Annotated in this window: 33 protein-coding genes; all 33 read left to right on the plus strand. The window is 63.4% G+C overall.

Features of this window, described 5'->3' with window-relative positions:
• Positions 1-60 precede the first annotated feature (60 nt).
• The 33 genes from rpsG to KYN89_RS15180 all read left to right on the plus strand — a co-directional run bounded on the left by rpsG (position 61) and on the right by KYN89_RS15180 (position 21,944).
• Positions 61-531: a 30S ribosomal protein S7 gene (gene rpsG / locus KYN89_RS15020; RefSeq protein WP_222825845.1), complete on the plus strand. Its 471-nt coding sequence runs from the start codon at positions 61-63 to the stop codon at positions 529-531.
• 120 nt (positions 532-651) lie between these two features.
• Positions 652-2,784 carry an elongation factor G gene (fusA, locus tag KYN89_RS15025; RefSeq protein ID WP_054526095.1) on the plus strand — a complete coding sequence of 711 codons (2,133 nt, stop codon included), beginning with the start codon at positions 652-654 and terminating at the stop codon, positions 2,782-2,784.
• Positions 2,785-2,879: 95 nt separating this feature from the next.
• Positions 2,880-4,070 carry an elongation factor Tu gene (gene tuf, locus KYN89_RS15030; protein WP_222825846.1) on the plus strand — a complete coding sequence of 397 codons (1,191 nt, stop codon included), beginning with the start codon at positions 2,880-2,882 and terminating at the stop codon, positions 4,068-4,070.
• A 163-nt stretch (positions 4,071-4,233) separates the two neighbouring features.
• The gene (gene rpsJ, locus KYN89_RS15035) at positions 4,234-4,545 is read left to right on the plus strand and encodes a 30S ribosomal protein S10 (protein WP_010234663.1); all 312 of its coding nucleotides are present in this window, start codon (positions 4,234-4,236) and stop codon (positions 4,543-4,545) included.
• 322 nt (positions 4,546-4,867) lie between these two features.
• Positions 4,868-5,707, plus strand: coding sequence for a 50S ribosomal protein L3 (gene rplC / locus KYN89_RS15040; protein ID WP_222825847.1), 840 nt, complete (start codon positions 4,868-4,870; stop codon positions 5,705-5,707).
• A gap of 2 nt (positions 5,708-5,709) precedes the next feature.
• Positions 5,710-6,333 (plus strand): 50S ribosomal protein L4, encoded by a 624-nt coding sequence (gene rplD, locus KYN89_RS15045; RefSeq protein WP_197635651.1) that lies wholly within the window; start codon positions 5,710-5,712, stop codon positions 6,331-6,333.
• On the plus strand, positions 6,326-6,634 hold the full coding sequence (locus KYN89_RS15050) for a 50S ribosomal protein L23 (RefSeq protein WP_197635652.1): 309 nt from the start codon (positions 6,326-6,328) through the stop codon (positions 6,632-6,634). The genes rplD and KYN89_RS15050 overlap by 8 nt, the downstream gene beginning before the upstream one ends.
• A 17-nt stretch (positions 6,635-6,651) precedes the next feature.
• Positions 6,652-7,488 (plus strand): 50S ribosomal protein L2, encoded by an 837-nt coding sequence (gene rplB, locus KYN89_RS15055; protein ID WP_010234673.1) that lies wholly within the window; start codon positions 6,652-6,654, stop codon positions 7,486-7,488.
• 8 nt (positions 7,489-7,496) lie between these two features.
• On the plus strand, positions 7,497-7,772 hold the full coding sequence (gene rpsS, locus KYN89_RS15060; RefSeq protein ID WP_010234676.1) for a 30S ribosomal protein S19: 276 nt from the start codon (positions 7,497-7,499) through the stop codon (positions 7,770-7,772).
• The gene (gene rplV / locus KYN89_RS15065) at positions 7,772-8,149 is read left to right on the plus strand and encodes a 50S ribosomal protein L22 (protein WP_010234680.1); all 378 of its coding nucleotides are present in this window, start codon (positions 7,772-7,774) and stop codon (positions 8,147-8,149) included. The genes rpsS and rplV overlap by 1 nt, the downstream gene beginning before the upstream one ends.
• A 1-nt stretch (position 8,150) precedes the next feature.
• Positions 8,151-8,846: a 30S ribosomal protein S3 gene (rpsC, locus tag KYN89_RS15070; RefSeq protein WP_010234682.1), complete on the plus strand. Its 696-nt coding sequence runs from the start codon at positions 8,151-8,153 to the stop codon at positions 8,844-8,846.
• A 21-nt stretch (positions 8,847-8,867) separates the two neighbouring features.
• The gene (rplP, locus tag KYN89_RS15075) at positions 8,868-9,302 is read left to right on the plus strand and encodes a 50S ribosomal protein L16 (RefSeq protein ID WP_010234684.1); all 435 of its coding nucleotides are present in this window, start codon (positions 8,868-8,870) and stop codon (positions 9,300-9,302) included.
• Positions 9,302-9,517 (plus strand): 50S ribosomal protein L29, encoded by a 216-nt coding sequence (gene rpmC / locus KYN89_RS15080; RefSeq protein WP_010234686.1) that lies wholly within the window; start codon positions 9,302-9,304, stop codon positions 9,515-9,517. The genes rplP and rpmC overlap by 1 nt, the downstream gene beginning before the upstream one ends.
• A gap of 10 nt (positions 9,518-9,527) precedes the next feature.
• Positions 9,528-9,821 carry a 30S ribosomal protein S17 gene (gene rpsQ, locus KYN89_RS15085; protein WP_010234688.1) on the plus strand — a complete coding sequence of 98 codons (294 nt, stop codon included), beginning with the start codon at positions 9,528-9,530 and terminating at the stop codon, positions 9,819-9,821.
• Between the two features lie 61 nt (positions 9,822-9,882).
• Positions 9,883-10,251, plus strand: a complete 369-nt coding sequence (gene rplN / locus KYN89_RS15090; RefSeq protein WP_010234690.1) for a 50S ribosomal protein L14 — start codon at positions 9,883-9,885, stop codon at positions 10,249-10,251.
• On the plus strand, positions 10,251-10,571 hold the full coding sequence (gene rplX / locus KYN89_RS15095) for a 50S ribosomal protein L24 (protein ID WP_029140268.1): 321 nt from the start codon (positions 10,251-10,253) through the stop codon (positions 10,569-10,571). Before rplN ends, rplX begins: the two co-directional genes overlap by 1 nt.
• Positions 10,564-11,148: a 50S ribosomal protein L5 gene (gene rplE / locus KYN89_RS15100; RefSeq protein WP_029140269.1), complete on the plus strand. Its 585-nt coding sequence runs from the start codon at positions 10,564-10,566 to the stop codon at positions 11,146-11,148. The genes rplX and rplE overlap by 8 nt, the downstream gene beginning before the upstream one ends.
• Positions 11,149-11,191: 43 nt before the next feature.
• Positions 11,192-11,497 (plus strand): 30S ribosomal protein S14, encoded by a 306-nt coding sequence (gene rpsN / locus KYN89_RS15105; protein WP_010234696.1) that lies wholly within the window; start codon positions 11,192-11,194, stop codon positions 11,495-11,497.
• Between the two features lie 11 nt (positions 11,498-11,508).
• On the plus strand, positions 11,509-11,904 hold the full coding sequence (gene rpsH / locus KYN89_RS15110; protein ID WP_029140270.1) for a 30S ribosomal protein S8: 396 nt from the start codon (positions 11,509-11,511) through the stop codon (positions 11,902-11,904).
• Entirely contained in the window at positions 11,904-12,437 is a 534-nt protein-coding gene (gene rplF, locus KYN89_RS15115; RefSeq protein WP_222825848.1) for a 50S ribosomal protein L6, read from the plus strand. Before rpsH ends, rplF begins: the two co-directional genes overlap by 1 nt.
• Before the next feature lies 1 nt (position 12,438).
• On the plus strand, positions 12,439-12,783 hold the full coding sequence (gene rplR / locus KYN89_RS15120; protein ID WP_010234703.1) for a 50S ribosomal protein L18: 345 nt from the start codon (positions 12,439-12,441) through the stop codon (positions 12,781-12,783).
• Positions 12,783-13,637: a 30S ribosomal protein S5 gene (rpsE, locus tag KYN89_RS15415; RefSeq protein WP_248285338.1), complete on the plus strand. Its 855-nt coding sequence runs from the start codon at positions 12,783-12,785 to the stop codon at positions 13,635-13,637. The genes rplR and rpsE overlap by 1 nt, the downstream gene beginning before the upstream one ends.
• Before the next feature lie 6 nt (positions 13,638-13,643).
• Entirely contained in the window at positions 13,644-13,823 is a 180-nt protein-coding gene (gene rpmD / locus KYN89_RS15130; protein ID WP_010234707.1) for a 50S ribosomal protein L30, read from the plus strand.
• Positions 13,824-13,919: 96 nt separating this feature from the next.
• A complete protein-coding gene (gene rplO / locus KYN89_RS15135; RefSeq protein ID WP_010234709.1) occupies positions 13,920-14,453 on the plus strand; it encodes a 50S ribosomal protein L15 in 534 nt (177 codons plus the stop codon).
• Positions 14,454-14,559: 106 nt separating this feature from the next.
• Entirely contained in the window at positions 14,560-15,924 is a 1,365-nt protein-coding gene (gene secY / locus KYN89_RS15140) for a preprotein translocase subunit SecY (RefSeq protein ID WP_222825849.1), read from the plus strand.
• A 60-nt stretch (positions 15,925-15,984) separates the two neighbouring features.
• Positions 15,985-16,632 carry an adenylate kinase gene (locus KYN89_RS15145; RefSeq protein WP_222825850.1) on the plus strand — a complete coding sequence of 216 codons (648 nt, stop codon included), beginning with the start codon at positions 15,985-15,987 and terminating at the stop codon, positions 16,630-16,632.
• A 69-nt stretch (positions 16,633-16,701) separates the two neighbouring features.
• Entirely contained in the window at positions 16,702-17,385 is a 684-nt protein-coding gene (locus KYN89_RS15150; RefSeq protein ID WP_222825851.1) for an SRPBCC family protein, read from the plus strand.
• A gap of 372 nt (positions 17,386-17,757) precedes the next feature.
• Positions 17,758-18,126 (plus strand): 30S ribosomal protein S13, encoded by a 369-nt coding sequence (gene rpsM / locus KYN89_RS15155; protein ID WP_029140271.1) that lies wholly within the window; start codon positions 17,758-17,760, stop codon positions 18,124-18,126.
• A gap of 58 nt (positions 18,127-18,184) precedes the next feature.
• Positions 18,185-18,574, plus strand: coding sequence for a 30S ribosomal protein S11 (rpsK, locus tag KYN89_RS15160; RefSeq protein WP_010234721.1), 390 nt, complete (start codon positions 18,185-18,187; stop codon positions 18,572-18,574).
• Between the two features lie 121 nt (positions 18,575-18,695).
• Entirely contained in the window at positions 18,696-19,754 is a 1,059-nt protein-coding gene (locus KYN89_RS15165) for a DNA-directed RNA polymerase subunit alpha (RefSeq protein WP_222825852.1), read from the plus strand.
• A gap of 87 nt (positions 19,755-19,841) precedes the next feature.
• The gene (gene rplQ / locus KYN89_RS15170; RefSeq protein WP_197635661.1) at positions 19,842-20,264 is read left to right on the plus strand and encodes a 50S ribosomal protein L17; all 423 of its coding nucleotides are present in this window, start codon (positions 19,842-19,844) and stop codon (positions 20,262-20,264) included.
• Positions 20,265-20,391: 127 nt separating this feature from the next.
• On the plus strand, positions 20,392-21,381 hold the full coding sequence (locus tag KYN89_RS15175) for a hypothetical protein (protein WP_222825853.1): 990 nt from the start codon (positions 20,392-20,394) through the stop codon (positions 21,379-21,381).
• A gap of 5 nt (positions 21,382-21,386) precedes the next feature.
• Entirely contained in the window at positions 21,387-21,944 is a 558-nt protein-coding gene (locus KYN89_RS15180; protein WP_222825854.1) for a fasciclin domain-containing protein, read from the plus strand.
• The last annotated feature ends 97 nt before the right edge of the window (positions 21,945-22,041 follow it).

Genomic DNA, 22,041 nt, shown 5'->3' on the forward strand with positions numbered 1-22,041 from the left:
AAAAGGCACTGGCCCGGATCAGGTCCGGGCCGACGTATCTGAGATTTTGGAGACACTGAAATGAGTCGTCGTCGTCGCCCAGAGAAGCGCGAAATCCTGCCCGATCCCAAGTTCAAGGATCTGGTGCTCTCGAAGTTCATGAACAACCTGATGCTCGATGGTAAGAAGGCCGTCGCGGAAAAGATCGTCTACGGTGCGCTCGACACGGTCGAGACCAAGGCGAAGGCCAACCCGGTCGAACTGTTCCACGCCGCGCTCGACAACATCAAGCCGCAGGTCGAAGTGCGCAGCCGCCGCGTCGGTGGTGCGACCTACCAGGTGCCTGTGGAAGTGCGCCCCGAGCGTGCGCAGGCGCTGGCGATCCGCTGGCTGATTTCCGCCGCGCGCGGTCGTCCGGAAACGACCATGGCGGCGCGTCTTTCGGGCGAGCTGATGGATGCGGCGAACAATCGCGGCAACGCGGTCAAGAAGCGCGAAGACACGCACCGCATGGCGGATGCGAACCGCGCGTTCAGCCACTACCGCTGGTAGGATCCGGGGCAGGGCGCGCCGCGCATACGGCGGGCGCGTCTTCAACCGGTCACAAAAGACCCCATATGGGGGTGGCTTATCCGGCTCCCCCCTCACTCTGACTCTTCCGAGGAATTGACAATGGCCCGCGACTATCCGCTGGAGCGCTATCGCAATATCGGCATCATGGCGCACATCGATGCCGGCAAGACCACCACGACCGAGCGTATCCTCTACTACACCGGCAAGTCCTACAAGATCGGCGAAGTGCACGATGGTGCCGCGACGATGGACTGGATGGAGCAGGAGCAGGAACGCGGGATCACCATCACCTCGGCCGCGACGACCACGTTCTGGACCGCCGAAGATCCCACGATGGACCCGATGTCCGATCCCGAAGCCCTGCGTGCGAACCAGGAAAAGCACCGGATCAACATCATCGACACCCCCGGCCACGTCGACTTCACCATCGAAGTCGAACGTTCGCTGCGCGTGCTCGACGGTGCGGTCGCGGTCTTTGACGGCGTCGCGGGCGTCGAACCCCAGTCCGAAACCGTGTGGCGGCAGGCCGACAAGTACGGCGTTCCGCGCATGTGCTTCATCAACAAGCTCGACCGCACCGGCGCAGACTTCTACTACTGCGTGAACAGCATCATCGAGCGCCTCGGCGCGACCCCGCTGGTGCTCTATCTGCCGATCGGCGCAGAGAGCAATCTGCAGGGCGTGGTCGACCTGGTCGGCAACCGTGCGATCATCTGGGAATCGGAAGGCCTGGGCGCGAGCTACAAGCACGTCGCGATCCCCGAGGACATGGCCGACAAGGCTGCCGAATACCGCGAGAAGCTGATCGAGACCGCCGTCGAACAGGACGACGACGTCATGGAAGCGTACCTCGAAGGTAACGAGCCCGACGTCGCGACGCTCAAGAAGCTGATCCGCAAGGGCACCATGGCCCGCGCCTTCGTGCCCGTGCTGTGCGGCTCCGCGTTCAAGAACAAGGGCGTCCAGCCCCTGCTTGACGCGGTGGTCGACTACATGCCGAGCCCGCTCGACGTGCCCGCGATCAAGGGCGTGCTGCCCGACAGCGACGTGGAAGAAACCCGCCCGTCGTCGGACGACGAGCCGTTCGCCGCGCTCGCCTTCAAGATCATGAACGACCCGTTCGTCGGCTCGCTCACCTTCACCCGCATCTATTCGGGTAAGCTCAGCAAGGGTTCGGTCCTGAACTCGGTGAAGGAGAAGAAGGAAAAGATCGGCCGCATGCTGCTGATGCACTCCAACAACCGTGAGGACATCGAAGAAGCATTCGCGGGCGACATCGTCGCTCTGGCGGGGATGAAGGACACGACCACCGGCGATACGCTGTGCGATCCGGCCAAGCCGATCATTCTCGAGCGGATGGAATTCCCCGAGCCCGTGATCGAGCTGTCGGTGGAGCCCAAGACCAAGGCCGACCAGGAAAAGATGGGCGTTGCGCTCAACCGCCTGGCTGCCGAAGATCCCAGCTTCCGCGTCAGCACCGACCACGAATCGGGCCAGACGATCATCAAGGGCATGGGCGAGCTTCACCTCGACATCCTGGTCGATCGCATGAAGCGCGAGTTCAAGGTCGAAGCCAACGTCGGTGCACCGCAGGTGGCCTACCGCGAATACCTCGGCCGCGAAGTCGAAGTGACCTACACCCACAAGAAGCAGTCGGGTGGTTCGGGTCAGTTCGGTGAGGTCAAGGTCGTCGTCACCCCGGGTGAGCGCGGCGCAGGCATCGAATTCGTCGACGAGATCAAGGGCGGTAACATTCCGCGCGAATACATCCCGGCGATCGAAAAGGGCTTCCGCGAGCAGGCCGAGAGCGGTCACCTGGTCGGCTTCCCGATCATCGACTTCTCGATCCGTCTGATCGACGGTAAGTACCACGACGTCGACTCGAGCGCGATCGCGTTCGAAATCGCCGGTCGCGGTGCGATGCGCGAAGTGGCCCAGAAGGCAGGCATCAAGCTGCTGGAACCGGTCATGAAGGTGGAAGTCGTGACCCCGGAAGACTATCTGGGTGACGTCATCGGTGACCTCAACAGCCGTCGTGGCCAGATCCAGGGCACCGACACGCGCGGCAACGCGCAGGCGGTCGAGGCATTCGTGCCGCTGGCCAACATGTTCGGGTACGTCAACGAGCTGCGTTCGTTCACTCAGGGACGTGCGCAGTACTCGATGCAGTTCTCGCACTATGACGAAGTGCCCGCAAACGTTGCGGCAGAGGTCAAGGAGAAGCTTGCCTAAGGCGAGCGATCGGTTTAGGGGCGGCGCCTGATTTTGAGCGGGCGCCGCCTTCTTTCCCGCACAAATTCCCATTTAAGACAGAGGTATTGAGAGAAATGGCGAAGGAAAAGTTCGAGCGGAACAAGCCGCACTGCAACATCGGCACCATCGGTCACGTCGACCACGGCAAGACCACGCTGACCGCGGCGATCACCAAGGTGATGGCTGAAACCTATGGCGGTGCCGCCGTTGATTTCGCAAACATCGACAAGGCGCCGGAAGAGCGCGAGCGCGGGATCACGATCTCGACCGCGCACGTCGAGTACGAAACCGAAGCGCGCCACTACGCGCACGTCGACTGCCCCGGCCACGCCGACTATGTGAAGAATATGATCACCGGCGCGGCGCAGATGGACGGCGCGATCCTGGTGGTGAACGCTGCCGACGGCCCCATGCCGCAGACCCGTGAGCACATCCTGCTCTCGCGTCAGGTCGGCGTGCCCGCGCTGGTCGTATACCTGAACAAGGTCGACCAGGTCGACGACGAGGAAATCCTGGAGCTCGTCGAACTGGAAGTTCGCGAACTGCTGAGCGCCTACGACTTCGACGGCGATAACATTCCGATCGTCAAGGGTTCGGCGCTGGCCGCTCTCGAAGGTCGCGACGACAACATCGGCAAGGATTCGATCATCGAGCTGATGAAGGCCGTTGACGAGCACATCCCGCAGCCGGAACGTCCGGTCGACCAGGCCTTCCTGATGCCGATCGAAGACGTGTTCTCGATCTCGGGTCGTGGTACGGTTGTGACCGGCCGCGTCGAAACCGGCATCGTGAACGTTGGCGACGAAGTCGAAATCGTCGGCATCAAGGACACGCAGAAGACCACCGTCACCGGCGTCGAAATGTTCCGCAAGCTGCTCGACTCGGGTCAGGCCGGCGACAACATCGGTGCCCTGATTCGCGGCATCGGCCGTGAAGACGTGGAGCGTGGCCAGGTTCTCGCGAAGCCGGGTACGGTTACGCCGCACACCGAATTCAGCGCCGAAGTCTACGTGCTGTCGAAGGACGAAGGTGGCCGTCACACGCCGTTCTTCGCCAACTACCGCCCGCAGTTCTACTTCCGCACCACCGACGTGACCGGCGAAGTGATCCTTCCCGAAGGCACGGAAATGGTGATGCCGGGTGACAACGTGACCATCTCGGTCAAGCTGATCGCGCCGATCGCGATGGATGAAGGTCTTCGCTTCGCAATCCGCGAAGGTGGCCGCACCGTCGGTTCGGGGGTTGTCAGCAAGATCACCGTCTAATATAGGCGCTTTCACCGGCGGGGGATTCGATTCCCCGCCGGTCAGATTTCACGAGGGCCGCCCCTCACCGAAAACTTCGGTTTGGTGGGGCGGTTCTTTATTTTTGAAGGGTGGCCCAGACGGGGTGGCTCTTCGTGGCTCTTTCGCATCGGTAGACTAGGACATGGACGCACAGAATATCCGTATTCGCCTCAAGGCCTTCGACCACCGCGTGCTCGACCAGGCAACGGGCGAGATCGCGGATACTGCACGCCGCACCGGCGCGCTCATCCGTGGACCTATTCCCCTGCCGACGCGCATCGAGAAGTTCACCGTGAACCGCGGCCCGCACATCGACAAGAAGTCGCGCGAGCAGTTCGAGGTGCGCACCTACAAGCGGCTGCTCGACATCGTGCAGCCCAACGCCCAGACGGTCGACGCGCTGATGAAGCTGGACCTCGCCGCGGGCGTCAACGTCGAAATCAAGCTGGCTTGATTTTGGCTGCCCGGCCAGGCCGGGTGCTGGTCCTTCCGGTCGGACTTTAAACGACCGGACGATTTTTCAAGTCCGCCTTGTGCGGCACGGGTTCTCGCTCTTGCGAGGGTCGCGTTCGGAAGGCCTTCGGGCGTTCCTCACTTGAGATACCGCCGGAGCATGCTCCGGGCTGCGTCTCCCGTCTCGCGCTTCATGCCTTCTTGCATGGGCGCAATCAGCCCGGACGGGCGATGCATCAAAACTTCGGGCTGGGGTCGTTGATAACGGCCCGTCACGCACGGCGGGAATGGTCCCTTCGTGCCTCTGGTTTAGGAGTTTAACGATGCGCACTGGCGTAATCGCCAAGAAGGTCGGGATGACCCGCCTGTTTCAGGAAGACGGCCGGCACGTTCCCGTGACCGTGCTCGCTCTGGAAGGGTGCCAGGTCACCGCCAACCGCACCGCCGACCGTGATGGCTACTGGTCCGTCCAGGTCGGTTCGGGTGAAGCGAAGCAGAAGAACGTCAACAAGCCGCAGCGCGAAGCTTTCGCGAAGGCGGAAGTTGGTCTGAAGATGAAGGTCGCGGAATTCCGCGTCGAGGGTGAGGACGCGCTCCTTCCCGTCGGTGCGACGATCACCGCCGATCACTTCATCGCCGGCCAGAAGGTTGACGTGCAGGGCTACACGCAGGGCAAGGGCTTTGCCGGCGCGATGAAGCGCTGGGGCTTCGGCGGTCTGCGCGCGACGCACGGCGTTTCGCTGTCGCACCGTTCGCACGGTTCGACCGGTAACCGCCAGGATCCGGGCCGCGTGTTCAAGAACAAGAAGATGGCCGGCCACATGGGCGACCGTCAGCGCACGCAGCAGAACCTCGAGATCGTCCGCACGGACGCCGAGCGTGGCCTGCTGTTCGTCAAGGGCTCCGTGCCCGGCGCGAAGAACAGCTGGATGCTGGTCGCCGACGCGGTGAAGCTGCCGATGCCGGCCGACGCGCCGTTCCCCGGTGCGATGCGCCGCAACGCCGACGAATTCTCGAGCGACGATGCCGATGCCGGCCTGGTCGAGAGCGGGGCGGAGCACGAGGTGCACACCGAAGTGACGCCCGAGCAGCAGGAAAAGCTGATGCAGCAGCAGGATGCCGGGGCTGACGCCGAAGGCACCGACGAAGGCAAGGAGTCCTGATCGTGAAGATCGCGGTACAGAAAATCGACGGCGGTAAGGCCGGCGAGATCGAGCTCAACGATGCCGTGTTCGGTGTTGAGCCTCGCGCCGACATCCTTCACCGCGTGGTGACGTGGCAGCTGGAAAAGCGCCGCGCGACCGCCCGCCCGACGCGTGAGCGTTCGGACGTGGCCCGCACCGGCAAGAAGTTCGGTCGCCAGAAGGGTTCGGGCGGCGCTCGCCACGGCGATCGCGGCGCTCCAATCTTCATCGGCGGTGGTAAGGCGCACGGCGCTCGCCTGCGCGACTTCAACCCGTCGCTGAACAAGAAGATCCGTTCGCTCGGCCTGCGCATGGCGCTGTCGAGCAAGGCCAAGGATGGCCTGGTCATCGTCGACAGCCTCGAGCTGAAGGACGCCAAGACCAAGGCTCTCAAGGGTCACTTCGAAAAGGCCGGTTTCAACGGCAAGGTGCTGGTGATCGACGGCGAAAGCGTGAACGACGGTTTCAAGATGGCTGCGGGCAACCTGCCCGGCGTCAACGTGATCCCGGCGATCGGCGCCAACGTCTACGACATCCTGAAGCACGATACGCTGGTCCTCACCAAGGATGCGGTCGAAAAGCTGGAGGCGCGCTTCAATGGCTAAGAAGCAGGAAATCGACGCGCGGCACTACGACGTGATCCTCGCGCCGCACATCACCGAAAAGGCGACGCTCGCGAGCGAGAACAACGCAGTGGTCTTCAAGGTGGCGAACGACGCCACGAAGCCGCAGATCCGCGATGCGGTGGAAGCGCTGTTCGACGTCAAGGTGACCGGTGTGAACACCATCGTCACCAAGGGCAAGGTCAAGCGCTGGCGGGGCAAGCCCTACCGTCGCAACGACATGAAGAAGGCGATCGTGACGCTCAAGGACGGCGATTCCATCGACGTCACGAGCGGCATCTGAGGAGCTAGGACGGAACCATGGCACTCAAGAATTACAAGCCGACCAGTCCGGCCCGTCGCGGCCTGATCCTGGTCGACAAGTCCGGCCTCTACAAGGGCAAGCCGGTCAAGGCGCTTACCGAAGGCAAGCGCAAGACGGGCGGTCGCAACAACAAGGGCCACGTCACCAGCCGCGGGATCGCGGGCGGTCACAAGCAGAAGTATCGTTACATCGACTTCAAGCGCCGCAAGTGGGACGTGGAAGGCACCGTGGAGCGGATCGAATATGATCCCAACCGCACCGCCTTCATTGCTCTGATCAAGTATGCCGACGAAGAGCTGGCCTACATCATCGCGCCGCAGCGCCTCGCTGTTGGCGACAAGGTGATCGCGGGCGAGCGGGTCGACACCAAGCCGGGCAACGCGATGCCGCTGGGCAACATGCCGGTCGGCACCATCATCCACAACGTGGAGATGAAGCCGGGCAAGGGCGGGCAGATCGCCCGTTCGGCAGGCGCCTACGTCCAGCTGGTCGGTCGCGACCGTGGCATGGTCATCGTGCGTCTCAACTCGGGCGAGCAGCGTTACCTGCGCGCCGATTGCATGGGTACGGTTGGCGCGGTCTCGAACCCCGACAACCAGAACCAGAACTTCGGCAAGGCCGGTCGCACCCGCTGGAAGGGCCGTCGTCCGCTTACCCGCGGTGTCGCCAAGAACCCGGTCGATCACCCCCATGGTGGTGGTGAAGGCAAGACCAGCGGTGGCCGCCATCCGGTGACCCCGTGGGGCAAGCCGACCAAGGGCGCCCGCACCCGCAAGAACAAGCAGACGGACAAGATGATCATCCGTTCGCGCCACGCGAAGAAGAAGAGGTAATCGCAGCAATGGCACGTTCCGTTTGGAAAGGTCCGTTTGTGGAACTCAGCCTTTTGAAGAAGGCCGAGGACGCACAGGAAAAGGCCAGCACCGCGCCGATCAAGACCTGGTCGCGCCGCTCCACCATCCTGCCGCAGTTCGTTGGGCTGACGTTCAACGTCTACAACGGCCACAAGTTCATTCCCGTGTCCGTCTCGGAAGAGATGGTCGGCCACAAGCTCGGTGAATTTGCGCCCACGCGCACCTTCCCGGGTCACGCCGCAGACAAGAAGGGCAAGCGCTGATGAGCAAGCAGAAAGCTCCCCGTCGCGTCGCCGATAACGAGGCGCTGGCAGTTGGCACCACGATCCGTGGGTCGGCCCAGAAGCTGAACCTCGTTGCCGAGCTGATCCGCGGCAAGAAGGCTGAAGAGGCGTTGAACATCCTCGCCTTTTCGAAGAAGGCGATGGCCAAGGACGCGAGCAAGGTGCTCGCCTCCGCGATCGCCAATGCCGAAAACAACCACGATCTCGACGTCGACGCACTGGTCGTCGCCGAAGCGAGCGTGGGCAAGTCGATCACGATGAAGCGGTTTCACACGCGCGGTCGCGGCAAGTCGACCCGCATCCTGAAGCCCTTCAGCCGCCTGCGCATCGTCGTGCGCGAAGTCGAGGAAGCGTAAGATGGGCCAGAAGAGCAATCCGATCGGTCTGCGCCTGCAGATCAACCGCACCTGGGACAGCCGCTGGTACGCCGAAGGGCGTGACTATGCCAAGCTGCTCAAGGAAGACATCGAGATCCGCAAGCACATCGTGAACTCGCTGCCGCAGGCCGCGATTTCGAAGGTGGTGATCGAGCGTCCGGCCAAGCTGTGCCGCATCTCGATCTACGCTGCGCGCCCCGGTGTCATCATCGGCAAGAAGGGCGCCGACATCGAGAAGCTGCGCACGACGCTTTCGCGCATGACCGAAAGCGAAGTGAAGCTGAACATCGTCGAGATCCGCAAGCCGGAGATCGATGCCAAGCTCGTCGCGCAGGGCATTGCCGATCAGCTGGTTCGCCGTGTGGCCTTCCGCCGTGCGATGAAGCGCGCCGTGCAGTCCGCGCTGCGTCTGGGTGCCGAAGGTATCCGGATCACCTGCGGCGGCCGTCTCGGCGGTGCGGAAATCGCGCGCGTCGAATGGTATCGCGAAGGCCGCGTGCCGCTTCACACCCTGCGTGCGAACGTCGACTATGCCGAAGCCGAGGCGCTGACCGCGTACGGCATCATCGGCATCAAGTGCTGGATCTTCAAGGGTGAGATCCTCGCCCACGATCCGACCGCGCAGGACCGCCTGATGATGGAAGCGCAGACTTCCGGCGTGCGTCCGGCGCGCTGATTGCAGGATTAGGAAAGAACCATGCTGCAACCGAAACGAACCAAGTATCGTAAGGCCTTCAAGGGCCGGATCCATGGCAATGCCAAGGGCGGTACCGAACTGAACTTCGGCTCTTACGGGCTGAAGGCGATGGAACCCGAGCGGATCACCGCTCGCCAGATCGAAGCGGCTCGCCGTGCGATCACGCGTCACATGAAGCGCCAGGGGCGCCTCTGGATCCGCGTGTTCCCCGACGTGCCCGTGTCCAAGAAGCCTGCCGAAGTCCGGCAGGGTAAGGGCAAGGGTTCGGTCGAATACTGGGCCGCACGCGTGAAGCCGGGCCGCATCCTGTTCGAACTCGACGGCGTTTCCGGCCCGCTGGCCGCCGAAGCGTTCGAGCGTGCCGCCATGAAGCTGCCGATCAAGACCAAGGTTGTCGCGCGTCTGGGCGACACCTCGCACCTGGGAGGCGAATAGTGAGCACCACCGAAGATCTGCGCGCCAAGAGCGACGACCAGCTGACCGCGGAGCTTACCGAGCTCAAGCGTGAGGCGTTCAACCTGCGTTTCCAGGCAGCGACCAACCAGCTCGAGCGGCCCGCTCGCGTTCAGGAGGTCCGCCGGACGATCGCGCGCATCAAGACGCTGCAGAGCGAGCGCACCCGCGCCGCTGCGGCGAAGAGCAAGGCGTAAGGAGTAGACCATGCCCAAGCGTATTCTGATTGGTCGGGTCACTTCCACCAAGACCGACAAGACCGTGACCGTGCTTGTCGAACGCAAGGTGAAGCACCCGCTGTACGGGAAGATCATCCGGCGCTCGAAGAAGTATCACGCCCACGACGAGAAGAACGAGTACGAACTCGGCGACATCGTGCGGATCGAAGAGACCAAGCCGATCTCGAAGACCAAGACCTGGGCCGTGAAGGACCGGGTCGTCGCGGGTGGCGTGCAGGCGGTTGATGCCGACCTCGACGTCGAAGCCGCGAGCAACAGCTAAACAGACGTTTTAGGAACTGCCGGGCAGCTGTCCCGGCAAGCCAAGAGAAGGAACCGGATCGATGATCCAGATGCAGTCCAATCTCGACGTCGCGGACAACAGCGGCGCAAAGCGCGTCCAGTGCATCAAGGTGCTGGGTGGCTCTAAGCGTCGGTTCGCGAGCGTCGGCGACGTGATCGTGGTTTCCGTCAAGGAAGCCCAGCCGCGCGCGAAAGTGAAGAAGGGCGACGTTCACCGTGCGGTGATCGTTCGCACGAAGAAGGATGTCCGCCGCCCCGATGGCAGCGTGATCCGCTTCGACTCGAACGCCGCGGTGCTCGTCAACAAGAACGAAGAGCCGATCGGCACCCGTATCTTCGGCCCGGTGGTGCGCGAACTGCGCGGCCGCGGCTTCATGAAGATCATCTCGCTTGCTCCGGAGGTGCTGTAATGGGCATGGCCAAGATCAAGAAGGGCGACAACGTCGTCGTGCTTTCGGGCAAGGACAAGGGCAAGACCGGTACGGTCGCCCAGGTTCTGCCGAAAGACGGCAAGGTCGTGGTGGAAGGCGTCAACATGATCGCCCGTCACCGCAAGCCGAGCCAGACGAACCCGCAGGGCGGGATCGATCGCTACGAAGCGCCGATGCACATCGCCAAGGTGGCCCTCGCCGATCCCAAGGACGGCAAGCCCACCCGCGTGCGCATCGAAGAACGCGACGGCAAGAAAGTGCGCGTCGCCGTGAAATCCGGGGAGACCATCGATGGCTGATTACACGCCCCGCATGAAGGCCAAGTACGAGAACGAAATCGTCAAGGCCATGACCGAGAAGTTCGGCTACACGAACCGTCTTCAGGTCCCCAAGCTCGAGAAGATCACGCTCAACATGGGTGTGGGCGAGGCGAGCCAGGACAAGAAGAAGGTCCAGACCGCAGCCGAGGAAATGGCGCTGATCGCGGGCCAGAAGCCCGTCATCACCAAGGCCAAGAAGTCGATCGCACAGTTCAAGCTGCGCGACGGCATGCCGATCGGTTGCAAGGTCAACCTGCGTCGTGACCGGATGTACGAATTCCTCGATCGTCTGGTGACGATCGCGATGCCGCGCATTCGCGACTTCCGTGGTCTGAACCCGAAGAGCTTCGACGGCCGTGGCAACTACGCCATGGGTCTGAAGGAGCAGATCATCTTCCCCGAGATTTCCTACGACCAGATCGAAAAGGTCCGGGGCATGGATATCATCGTGACCACCACCGCGAAGACCGACGAGGAAGCACGCGAACTGCTGCGCCTGTTCGGTTTCCCGTTCCCGGCCGAAGCAAAGGCCGACGAAGAGAAGGAGGCGGCGTGAGCCGCTCTCCGCTGAAGCAAGAAACGAAGAGAGCTTAAGTCCAATGGCGAAACTGAGTTCCATCAACAAGAACGAGCGTCGCAAGAAGCTCGTCAAGAAGTACGCGGACAAGTACGCAAAGCTTAAGGCGATTGCCGACGATACCTCGCTCGACGAGAGCGAGCGTCTCATCGCGCGCCTGAAGATGGCTGAAATCCCGCGCAACGCGAACCCGACCCGGGTCCGCAACCGCTGCTCCACGACCGGTCGCCCGCGCGGCTACTACCGCAAGTTCGGCATCAACCGCATCGAACTGCGGAACCTGGGCAACAAGGGCATGATCCCTGGCCTGACCAAGTCGAGCTGGTGAGGAATCGATAGATGGCTATGACCGATCCCCTGGGTGACATGCTCACCCGCATCCGCAACGGCCAGCAGGCGAAGAAGGACTCCGTCCTTTCGCCGGCGTCCAAGCTGCGCGCGAACGTGCTCGAAGTGCTTCAGCGCGAAGGCTACATTCGTGGCTACAGCGAAGACGACACCGGCAAGCACAAGGCGCTGCGGATCGAACTGAAGTATTTCGAAGGCGAACCTGCGATCAAGCATGTCGCCCGCGTGTCCAAGCCGGGCCGTCGCATCTATTCGGCCAGCCGCGAGCTGCCGACGGTGCGCAATGGCCTTGGCATCACGATCGTCTCGACGCCGCGCGGCGTGCTTTCCGACGCGGAAGCTCGCAGCCAGAACGTCGGTGGCGAAGTGCTGGCGGAGGTGTTCTGATGAGCCGCATCGGCAAACGTCCGGTTGCGATCCCGAGTGGGGTCGAGGCCAAGATCGATAACGGCACCCTTTCGGTGAAGGGCCCCAAGGGCGCCCTCACCATGGGCCTGTCGGACCTCGTGTCGTACAAGCTGGAAGACGGCTCGATCGCGGTCGACCCGGTAAACGACAGCAAGCCTGCACGCAGCCACTGGGGCATGCAGCGTACTATGGTGTCGAACTTGGTCGAAGGCGTGACGGACGGCTTTTCCAAGACGCTGCAGATCAGCGGTGTCGGTTACCGTGCGAACGCCCAGGGCAAGACCCTGAAGCTGCAGCTCGGTTACAGCCACGACGTCGATCTCACGGTGCCCGAAGGCCTCAAGGTGGAAACGCCCGATCAGACCACGGTCATCATCAGCGGGATCGACAAGCAGGCCGTTGGCCAGTTCGCCGCTGAAATCCGCCGCTGGCGCAAGCCCGAGCCGTACAAGGGCAAGGGCATCAAGTACCAGGGCGAGTATATCTTCCGCAAGGAAGGGAAGAAGAAGTAAGATGGCAAAGCTTTCCCTCTTTGAACGCCGCCGCCAGCGCGTGCGCACCGCGCTTCGCAAGAATGCCGGTGGCAAGCCGCGCCTGTCGGTCCACCGCACTGGCAAGCACATTTACGCGCAGATCATCGATGATTCCGCCGGCAAGACCCTTGCCAGCGCATCGACGCTGGGCGTGAAAGGCTCGACTGCGAATATCGACGCCGCCAAGACGGTCGGCTCGAACATCGCGGACGCCGCCAAGAAGGCGGGCGTGACCACGGTCGTGTTCGATCGCGGCGGGTTCCTGTTCCATGGCCGCGTCAAGGCGCTGGCCGATGCCGCCCGTGAAGGCGGGCTGGAGTTCTGATGATGGCTGACGAAAACAACACCGAAAGCACGCCCGAGCAGGCGCCCGGCGTTCCCGAAACCCCCGAAGTTGCGAAGGCCAAGGCCGACGCAAGCGTCGCGGAAGCGGAAACTGAGCATGCGGTGACGAAGGAAGAGCCGGCGATCGCCGACACGCCTTCCGAAGCAGCCGACAACCAGAGCCCCGCACAGGGTGCCGAGGGTCAGCCCCGTCAGGGCCGTGGTGGCCGTGGTGGCGACAATCGCGGCGGTGGCCGTGATGGTGGCCGTGGTCGCGGTCGCGGTCGTGACGATCGTCGCGGCAAGCGCGAGGAAGAAGACGACGGCATCATCGAGAAGCTGGTTCACATCAACCGCGTCTCGAAGACGGTGAAGGGCGGTAAGCGCTTCGGGTTCGCTGCGCTTGTGGTGGTCGGCGACGGCCAGGGCCGCGTCGGCTTCGGCCACGGCAAGGCCCGCGAAGTGCCCGAGGCGATCAGCAAGGCTTCGGCCGCTGCGCGCAAGCACATGATCCGCGTCGCTCTCAAGGAAGGCCGCACGCTGCACCACGACGGCAAGGGCCGTTTCGGTGCCGGCAAGGTGACCGTCCGCACCGCGCCTCCGGGTACCGGCATCATCGCCGGCGGTCCGATGCGCGCCGTGTTCGAAAGCCTGGGTGTGGCCGACGTGGTGACCAAGTCGGTCGGTACGTCCAACCCCTACAACATGATCCGCGCAACCTTCGATGCGCTGCAGGATCAGAGCTCGCCCAAGTCGGTGGCGCAGCGTCGCGGCAAGAAGGTCGCCGACCTGCTCTCGCGCGGTGGCGCCAGCGAAGCGGAAGCCGAGGCGGATGCCGCGGCTCTCACGGAGTAATCACTGATGGCTAAGATCAAGCTCAAGCAGATCGGCTCGCCCATCCGGCGTCCCGAAAGCCAGAAGAAGATCCTTATCGGCCTGGGCCTGGGCAAGATGCACCGGGTGGTCGAACTGGAAGATACCCCCGAAGTGCGCGGCGCAATTGCAAAGCTGCCGCACATGGTGGAGGTGGTCGAGGGCTAAACGGCCCGTCGACTGGAATTGACGGCGGCGGCCCGCTCGGTGTAGCGGGCCGTTTCCATTTTTATCAGCGCGAAGAAAAGCGAAAGCGAGTGCATCATGGCATTTAAACTCAACGAGATCAGCGACAACGAAGGCGCCCGCAAGGGCCGCATGCGCATCGGCCGGGGCATCGGCTCGGGCAAGGGCAAGACCGGCGGGCGCGGCCAGAAGGGCCAGAAGGCTCGTGAAGGCGTCGCGATCAAGGGCTTCGAAGGCGGCCAGATGCCGCTTCACATGCGTCTGCCGAAGCGCGGGTTCAATAACCCCTTCGGCAAGGACTACGCGGAAGTGAACCTGGGCATGGTCCAGAAGTTCATCGATGCCAAGAAGCTCGACGCCAAGAAGGATATCGACCACGCAGCGCTCAAGGCCGCAGGCCTGGCCCGCGGTGGCAAGGACGGCGTGCGTCTGCTGGCCAAGGGCGAGCTGACCACCAAGGCGACCTTCACGGTGGCCGGTGCCAGCAAGGGCGCGATCGAAGCGGTCGAGAAGGCCGGCGGCAAGGTGGAAGTCATCGCCGCCAAGCAGCCTGAGCACGAGAAGAAGGCTGCTCGCACCAAGGCGAACAAGGAAGCAGGCTCCAAGGCCTGATTTCGGGTAATCGGGCGCGGGGGTTCGACAACCGCGCCCGCCACACCTATCTCTCTCTGCGGCAGCCGGCTCAGCCCGGTCGAATTTGCAGGATCACGGTTTTCTCATGGCATCACGCGCCGATAATCTCGCGTCCAACCTCAGTTTGGCGAATTTCTCCAAGGCGACGGAACTGCGCCAGCGGATCTGGTTCACGGTCGTTGCCCTGATCGCGTTCCGCTTCCTCAGCTTCGTCCCGCTGCCGGGTGTGAACCCGCAGATCCTGGGCGACCTGTACGACCAGACGCGCGGCGGCGTGCTCGACCTGTTCAACACCTTCTCGGGCGGCAGCCTTGAGCGCATGAGTCTCATCGCGCTCGGCGTGATGCCCTATATTACCGCCTCGATCGTGGTGCAGATGGCCTCGGCCCTGCATCCCGCGCTGATGGCGCTGAAGAAGGAAGGCGCGACCGGGCGCCAGAAGCTCAACCAGTACACCCGCTACGGCGCGGTGTTCCTGTGTGTCATCCAGGGTTACTTCCTCGCCACCGGGCTCGAAAGCTATGGTGCGCAGAGCGGGCTGCAGGCAGTCGTCGACCCGGGCATCATGTTCCGCATCGGCGCGGTCATCAGCCTGGTGGGTGGGACCATGCTGCTGCTGTGGATCGGTGAACAGATCACCGCGCGCGGTATCGGCAACGGCGTCTCGCTGATCATCATGGCCGGCATCGTCGCGCAGTTCCCCAGCTTTGCGAGCAACATGTTCGAAGGCGGGCGGACCGGTGCGATCAGCGCGGGCGTGATCATCGGCTTCATCGTCATGATCATCGGCCTGATCCTGTTCATCAGCTTCATGGAGCGTGCGCAACGCCGCCTGCTGATCCAGTATCCCAAGCGTGCGACCCAGCGCGGCATGATGCAGGCGGATCGCAGCCACCTGCCGCTCAAGATCAACACTTCGGGTGTGATCCCGCCGATCTTCGCGAGCTCGCTGCTGCTGCTGCCGCTGACGATCAGCCAGTTCGCTGGCAGCTCGGTGGACCCCAACAGCGGGGTGGGGCGTACGATCAACCAGCTGAACTTCTATCTCCAGCATGGTCAGCCGATCTACATGGCCCTGTACGCGATCCTGATCGTGTTCTTCTGCTTCTTCTACACGGCGGTGGTTTTCAATCCGGAGGAAACTGCGGATAACCTGAAGAAAAATGGCGGGTTCATCCCCGGCATTCGCCCCGGCAAGCGGACTGCTGAGTATCTGGACTATGTCCTGACCCGCATCACCGTGGTCGGCGCTGCGTATCTGACGCTGGTCTGCGTTCTGCCCGAATACATGATCGCGCAGACCGGGATTCCGCTGTTCCTCGGCGGCACCAGCCTGCTGATCGTGGTCAACGTGACCGTGGATACGATCAGCCAGATCCAGTCACACCTGCTGGCACACCAGTATGGCGACCTTATCAAGAAGGCGAAGCTGAAGGGGCGGTTGCGCTAACGCGCCCGCTGCCTCTAAGCCGCCTGCGCTGATCGAGCGTCGCGAGGGGACACAGGCATCATGAACATCATTCTTCTGGGGCCTCCGGGCGCAGGCAAGGGAACGCAGGCGCACCGGCTCGTGGATCATCACGGCATGCGCCAGCTGTCGACCGGCGACATGCTGCGTGCGGCGGTCAAGGCGGGCACGCCCGTGGGCAAGCAGGCCAAGGCGATCATGGACGCGGGCGAACTCGTCTCCGACGATATCGTCTCGGCGCTGATCGACGACGAGCTGGCTTCCATGTCGGCCGATACCGGCGCGATCTTCGACGGCTATCCGCGCACCCGTGCGCAGGCGGAGCAGCTCGACACGCTGCTCGCCAAGCATGGCCGCAAGCTCGACCGGGTGATCGAACTCCAGGTCGACGAGGAAGCGCTGGTCGACCGCATCACCGGTCGGTTCACCTGCGCCGCGTGCGGCGAGGGCTATCACGACCGGCACAAGCCGCCGCAGACCGAAGGCGTGTGCGACAAGTGCGGCAGCACCGAGTTCAAGCGCCGGCCCGACGACAACGAAGAGACCGTGCGTCACCGGATGGAAGTCTATCGCTCGGAAACCGCGCCGATCCTGCCCTACTACGAAGAGCAGGGCCTTGTTGCGCGGGTCGACGGGATGGGCTCGATCGAAGAGGTCAGCTCCAGCATCGACGCGCTGCTGGAAGGCTGATCTGCGTCCTAGGCGGTTTCCTTTGCCGCGCGCCCGTGGAATAGCGGGGGCGTGAAAGGGAGCCTCTCGATGATCCGTACTGCCGCCAAAGCCCTGGCCCTGCTGGCCGCACCGCTGATTGCCACCGTGCCTGCCGGTGCCGAGGTGACCGAAAGCTCGCCGACCCATTTCGTGGTCCGTCACGCGGTCGATGTCGATGCCACTCCCGAGGACGCGTGGCTCGCGCTGATCGCGCCGGGCGACTGGTGGAACGATGCCCACACCTGGTCTGCCGACGCATCGAACATGACCCTGACGCCGCAGGCGGGCGGCTGCTTCTGCGAAAAGATCCCCGCCGAGGACGGGCCCGACAGCTTCGGGTTGGAGGGCAGCGTTCAGCACATGATGGTGGTGCAGGCAGTGCCGCACAAAGTGCTGCGCATGCGGGGCGGGCTGGGGCCGTTGCAGAGTGAGCCGGTCGACGGGGTGATGACGATCACGCTCCAGCCGATCGAGGGTGAGGAAGGTGAACCTGCCGGCACGCGAATCACGTGGGAATACGTCGTCGGCGGAACGATGCGGTTCAAGATCGACGAGATATCCAAGGCGGTTGATGGGGTGATCGGTGAACAGGTCCTCGGCCTCGCCAAGGCGCTGGGTGGCCCGATCGACGCAGCGGACGAGGAGGACGGCGATTCGTTCGATTCGGCGTTCGGCGCGGGCACCGGGGAGGGCGAAGAGACGCCGACCACCGGCATTCCCGAAGGGCGCTGATCGTCCTCGCTCAGGGCTCGGTTGCGACCGAGCGCCAGCTGTGCCGCGCTGTTGTGGGGGACATCTGCCGCACGCCGGTTTTGACAGGGCCCGGCACACGGGCTAGATTCGGTGTCACGAACAAGGTCGCGTGTGGTCGCTTTCGCGGCCGGCGCGATTATTCGCGCGTAGCTGTTGACGCTATGCGCTCTCGCGCCTATGTGCGCCGTTCGTCCGATTCATTGCATCATTGCAACACCGGCCCGGTCTTCGCGCCTGCCGGTTTTTGTCCGTCCGGATGGCGGTGATGCAGAGAACCGATGAAACTCGCGATGAGATAGGGGTGCACCGCTGTTGCGGATCGCCAAGCCCCTGTGGAGCATGGAGAAGTAAGTGGCTCGTATTGCCGGGGTCAATATCCCCACCAACAAGCGCGTGATCATTGCGCTTACCTATATTCACGGAATCGGCCGGACCAAGGCCGTCGAGATCGCCGACAAGCTCGGCATTGATCACAAGACCCGCGTGCAGGACCTCACCGACGAGGAAGTGCTGCGGATCCGTGAAACGATCGACGAAGAGCACACGGTGGAAGGCGACCTTCGCCGTCAGACCGCGATGAACATCAAGCGTCTGATGGACCTTCGTTCCTACCGCGGCCTGCGCCATCGCGCCGGTCTGCCCGTTCGCGGCCAGCGCACGCACACCAACGCGCGCACCCGCAAGGGCAAGGCCAAGCCGATCGCCGGCAAGAAGAAGTAAGCGCATCCGCGCTTCCTTCGTCTCTCTTCTGTCTTTCTTTCCTTAAGGGGAATATCCAATGGCACGCGAACCAGGCCGCATTCGGCGCCGCGAGCGGAAAAACATTTCCAGCGGCGTGGCGCACGTCAACGCCAGCTTCAACAATACCATGATCACCATCACCGATGCGCAGGGCAATGCGATCAGCTGGTCCAGCGCCGGGATGATGGGTTTCAAGGGCAGCCGCAAGTCGACTCCCTACGCCGCACAGGTCGCGGCGGACGATGCCGGCAAGAAGGCCGCCGAACACGGCGTCCGCACGCTGGAAGTCGAAGTGAAGGGCCCGGGTTCGGGCCGCGAAAGCGCGCTGCGTGCGCTGCAGGCGGTGGGCTTCACCATCACCAGCATCCGCGATGTGACGCCGATCCCGCACAACGGGGTCCGTCCGTCCAAGCGGCGTCGCGTCTGACCTGATCCTGCCCGGCGGTGGGAGCCGTTCCCTCCGCCGACATTTTCCGGGCCGGTCACGCTTCTTCCCCCGATCGAGAAGCGCCCGGCCCCAGCCGATCTTGCATTCCTAGGGGACATCCATGGCCGTCAACACCAAGAACTGGCAGGAACTGAAAAAGCCCACGTCGCTCGAATTGAAGGACACCGGCGCCGACAAGAAGCGCAAGGCCACCTTCGTCGCCGAACCACTCGAGCGCGGCTTCGGCCTGACGCTGGGCAATGCGCTGCGCCGCGTGCTGCTCTCCTCGCTTCAGGGTGCCGCGATCACCTCGATCAAGATCGAGAACGTGCTCCACGAATTCAGCTCGCTCGCGGGCGTTCGTGAAGACGTGACCGACATCGTCCTCAACGTGAAGCAGATCGCGCTCAAGATGGAAGGCGAGGGCCCCAAGCGCCTGCAGCTTTCCGCGACCGGCCCGGGTGCGGTCAAGGCGGGCGACATTGCCGTTTCCGGCGACATCGAGATCATGAACAAGGATCTCGTGATCTGTCAGCTCGACGAAGGCGCGACGCTGAACATGGAACTGACCGCGGATACCGGCAAGGGCTACGTCCCCGCGGTGCAGAACCGCCCGGCCGATGCGCCGATCGGCCTGATCCCGGTTGATTCGCTCTACTCGCCGATCAAGCAGGTGAGCTACAAGGTCGAGAATGCCCGCGTTGGCCAGGAACTGGACTACGACAAGCTCAACCTGACCATCGAAACCGACGGTACCGTCACCCCTGAAGACGCCGTGGCCTACGCCGCGCGCATCCTGCAGGACCAGCTGACCCTGTTCGTCCACTTCGAAGACGGCATTCCGCAGCCTTCCAGCCCGATGATCGGGATGGCTGCAGAGCCGCAGGAATCGGACGCCAACCAGCTCAACCGCTACCTTCTCAAGAAGGTCGACGAACTGGAACTGTCGGTGCGTTCGGCCAACTGCCTCAAGAACGACAACATCATCTACATCGGCGATCTGGTCCAGAAGACCGAAGCCGAGATGCTGCGCACGCCGAATTTCGGCCGCAAGTCGCTCAACGAGATCAAGGAAGTGCTCTCCAGCATGGGCCTGCGCCTCGGGATGGACATCCCGGGCTGGCCGCCGGAGAACATCGAGGAAATGGCCAAGAAGCTCGAACAGGAACTGCTCGGCTAACTCCGCTTACGGGCATGGGCCGGACCCGCAAATCCGGCCCGTACCGGGGTACCTCGTACGGCCCCCTTACAAACGAAGGATTGAATAATGCGTCACGGTATTTCGCAGCGTAAGCTTGGCCGCAAGTCGGGCCACCGCACCGCCATGTTTCGCAACATGTCGGCCGCGCTGATCAAGCACGAGCAGATCGTCACCACGCTGCCCAAGGCGAAGGAATTGCGCCCCTACATCGAAAAGCTGATCACGCTGGCCAAGCGTGGCGGCCTTTCCAACCGTCGCCTGGCGATGGGCCGTCTGCAGGACGAAACCCAGCTGAAGAAGCTGTTCGACGTTCTGGCGGAGCGTTATTCGGACCGTGAAGGCGGCTACACCCGCATCATCAAGGCAGGCTACCGCGCTTCGGACAGCGCGCAGCTCGCGATCATCGAATTCGTCGATCGCGACGAAGATGCCAAGGGCCTCGATTCGGGCCCGGTGATGACCGAGGAAGACGAATACGACGACGCGTAAGCGCTGCGTCCAAGATCAGTTCGAGAAGGGCCGCCGGGGCAACCCGCGTGGCCCTTTTCCTTTGTCTCGCGACACTTGCGGAACCCAAATCAGCGAAGCGCGGTTTCTCACACCAAGGAGAAACGACATGCGTATTGCAATCGCTGCGTCGAGTGCACTCGCGCTCGCGCTGGCTGTGCCCGTGCTTGCCCAGAACAACGGGAATGGAAACGGCAACGGAAATAGCCAGGGTGCGAAGGCCAATCCCGGGAAAGGCCCGGGTGCTGGCAAGGGCAATTCGGGCAACCCGCGCGGCGGCCCGCCGGCGATGCGGGGCAACAGAAACGGGCCGGGCAACGGCAAGGCCGAGCGGGGGCAGGGCGCGGCTTCGGTGGCGCAGCGTGGCAATCCGGCCGACCGCCTGGAGCGCGAGCTGGATCGGCGGGTCGATCGGCGGATCGGGGACGAGGTCCGGCGCGGTGCCAATCGTGCCGCGCGCGAGGTGTCCGATCGCCTCGGCGGCGATGCTCGCGAAGTGCTCACCCGCTTCGACCGCGCGGATCGCCCGTTGCGCGGCTTCTGCCCGCGCGGCCTCGCGAAGAAGAACAATGGCTGCCAGCCGCCCGGCCAGGCCAAGAAGCTGCGGAGCGAGCGCTTCGGCGGCTACTACGGCTCCGCCTATCCGCAGCTTTCGGGCAGCGACTGGCAGTATTACGACGGCTACGCCTACCGTCCCTCGCGCGGGGGCGTGATCGATGCGCTGGTTCCGCTGGTTGGCGGGGCGCTGTTCAGCGGCAACCAGTGGCCCACCGCCTACGACCAGTACCGGGCACCCACCTATTACGCGGACTATTTCGGGCGCAATTCGGACGCCCGCTATTACTACGCCGACCAGACGCTGTTCTCGGTCGATCCGAAGGATCAGGCGATCATGGGTATCGCCGCGCTTCTGACGGGTGACGACATCACTGTCGGCCAGCGCCTGCCTGCGGGGTACGATGCATATAATGTGCCTTACGCCTATCGCGATCGCTATCGCGACGGACCCGATGCCATGTATCGCTACAGCGACGGCTATGTTTACCAGGTCGACCCCACGACCCGCGTGGTCGCTGCGGTCATCGATCTTTTGACGTGAGGACAATGATGAAGAAGACGATCATCCCCGCACTCGGGGCGCTTTCCCTCATGCTGGCCGGGTGCGATGCCGCAGACGAGGCGGCCGATCCCGTCAAATCCACTGCCACGGCAGGCTCGCAAGATCTGGCCGCGACCATCGCCGGGATCGACGACCTGTCGACCGCGGCCGAGGTGATCGGCAATGCAGGTCTGGAAGATCCCTTCGACGGAGCCGGCTCCTATACCGCCTTCCTGCCGAGCAACGCGGCCTTTGCCGCGCTGCCCGAGGGTGATCTGGAGCGGCTTCGCTCCGATGAAGGCCGGCCAGAGGTGATCGCGCTTCTGCGCGGCCATCTGGCGGTCGGTGCGATATCGCGCGAGGATCTGGACAGGGCGCTCGACCAAAACGGCGGCTCTATCGAATTGGCGAGCGTCGCGGACGAGCCGATCCAGGTGCGCAAGATCGACGGGCAGATCCTCGTCGGCGATGGCGATGATGCCCCCCACCTGACCAAGATAGCGGAAGCGGCGTCGAATGGCGTGGTCTACGTGATCGACGGATTCATCCCGCCCGAGAATTGATCCGATCCGCTGTGACGAGAGAAGGGGCCGGGGCATTCCTCCAGCCCCTTTTTCGTGTGCAGGCTTCCCTTTCGGCATCGCTGTGGCACACTCGCGC

The organism is Alteriqipengyuania abyssalis (assembly GCF_019857185.1).
Classification (GTDB): domain Bacteria; phylum Pseudomonadota; class Alphaproteobacteria; order Sphingomonadales; family Sphingomonadaceae; genus Alteriqipengyuania; species Alteriqipengyuania abyssalis.

Coding starts and splice junctions, on each gene's coding strand:
- rpsG (WP_222825845.1), top strand. CDS start 61: ATGAGTCGTCGTCGTCGCCCAGAGAAGCGCGAAATCCTGCCCGATCCC.
- fusA (WP_054526095.1), top strand. CDS start 652: ATGGCCCGCGACTATCCGCTGGAGCGCTATCGCAATATCGGCATCATG.
- tuf (WP_222825846.1), top strand. CDS start 2,880: ATGGCGAAGGAAAAGTTCGAGCGGAACAAGCCGCACTGCAACATCGGC.
- rpsJ (WP_010234663.1), top strand. CDS start 4,234: ATGGACGCACAGAATATCCGTATTCGCCTCAAGGCCTTCGACCACCGC.
- rplC (WP_222825847.1), top strand. CDS start 4,868: ATGCGCACTGGCGTAATCGCCAAGAAGGTCGGGATGACCCGCCTGTTT.
- KYN89_RS15050 (WP_197635652.1), top strand. CDS start 6,326: ATGGCTAAGAAGCAGGAAATCGACGCGCGGCACTACGACGTGATCCTC.
- rplB (WP_010234673.1), top strand. CDS start 6,652: ATGGCACTCAAGAATTACAAGCCGACCAGTCCGGCCCGTCGCGGCCTG.
- rpsS (WP_010234676.1), top strand. CDS start 7,497: ATGGCACGTTCCGTTTGGAAAGGTCCGTTTGTGGAACTCAGCCTTTTG.
- rplV (WP_010234680.1), top strand. CDS start 7,772: ATGAGCAAGCAGAAAGCTCCCCGTCGCGTCGCCGATAACGAGGCGCTG.
- rpsC (WP_010234682.1), top strand. CDS start 8,151: ATGGGCCAGAAGAGCAATCCGATCGGTCTGCGCCTGCAGATCAACCGC.
- rplP (WP_010234684.1), top strand. CDS start 8,868: ATGCTGCAACCGAAACGAACCAAGTATCGTAAGGCCTTCAAGGGCCGG.
- rpsQ (WP_010234688.1), top strand. CDS start 9,528: ATGCCCAAGCGTATTCTGATTGGTCGGGTCACTTCCACCAAGACCGAC.
- rplN (WP_010234690.1), top strand. CDS start 9,883: ATGATCCAGATGCAGTCCAATCTCGACGTCGCGGACAACAGCGGCGCA.
- rplX (WP_029140268.1), top strand. CDS start 10,251: ATGGGCATGGCCAAGATCAAGAAGGGCGACAACGTCGTCGTGCTTTCG.
- rplE (WP_029140269.1), top strand. CDS start 10,564: ATGGCTGATTACACGCCCCGCATGAAGGCCAAGTACGAGAACGAAATC.
- rpsN (WP_010234696.1), top strand. CDS start 11,192: ATGGCGAAACTGAGTTCCATCAACAAGAACGAGCGTCGCAAGAAGCTC.
- rpsH (WP_029140270.1), top strand. CDS start 11,509: ATGGCTATGACCGATCCCCTGGGTGACATGCTCACCCGCATCCGCAAC.
- rplF (WP_222825848.1), top strand. CDS start 11,904: ATGAGCCGCATCGGCAAACGTCCGGTTGCGATCCCGAGTGGGGTCGAG.
- rplR (WP_010234703.1), top strand. CDS start 12,439: ATGGCAAAGCTTTCCCTCTTTGAACGCCGCCGCCAGCGCGTGCGCACC.
- rpsE (WP_248285338.1), top strand. CDS start 12,783: ATGATGGCTGACGAAAACAACACCGAAAGCACGCCCGAGCAGGCGCCC.
- rpmD (WP_010234707.1), top strand. CDS start 13,644: ATGGCTAAGATCAAGCTCAAGCAGATCGGCTCGCCCATCCGGCGTCCC.
- rplO (WP_010234709.1), top strand. CDS start 13,920: ATGGCATTTAAACTCAACGAGATCAGCGACAACGAAGGCGCCCGCAAG.
- secY (WP_222825849.1), top strand. CDS start 14,560: ATGGCATCACGCGCCGATAATCTCGCGTCCAACCTCAGTTTGGCGAAT.
- KYN89_RS15145 (WP_222825850.1), top strand. CDS start 15,985: ATGAACATCATTCTTCTGGGGCCTCCGGGCGCAGGCAAGGGAACGCAG.
- KYN89_RS15150 (WP_222825851.1), top strand. CDS start 16,702: ATGATCCGTACTGCCGCCAAAGCCCTGGCCCTGCTGGCCGCACCGCTG.
- rpsK (WP_010234721.1), top strand. CDS start 18,185: ATGGCACGCGAACCAGGCCGCATTCGGCGCCGCGAGCGGAAAAACATT.
- KYN89_RS15165 (WP_222825852.1), top strand. CDS start 18,696: ATGGCCGTCAACACCAAGAACTGGCAGGAACTGAAAAAGCCCACGTCG.
- rplQ (WP_197635661.1), top strand. CDS start 19,842: ATGCGTCACGGTATTTCGCAGCGTAAGCTTGGCCGCAAGTCGGGCCAC.
- KYN89_RS15175 (WP_222825853.1), top strand. CDS start 20,392: ATGCGTATTGCAATCGCTGCGTCGAGTGCACTCGCGCTCGCGCTGGCT.
- KYN89_RS15180 (WP_222825854.1), top strand. CDS start 21,387: ATGATGAAGAAGACGATCATCCCCGCACTCGGGGCGCTTTCCCTCATG.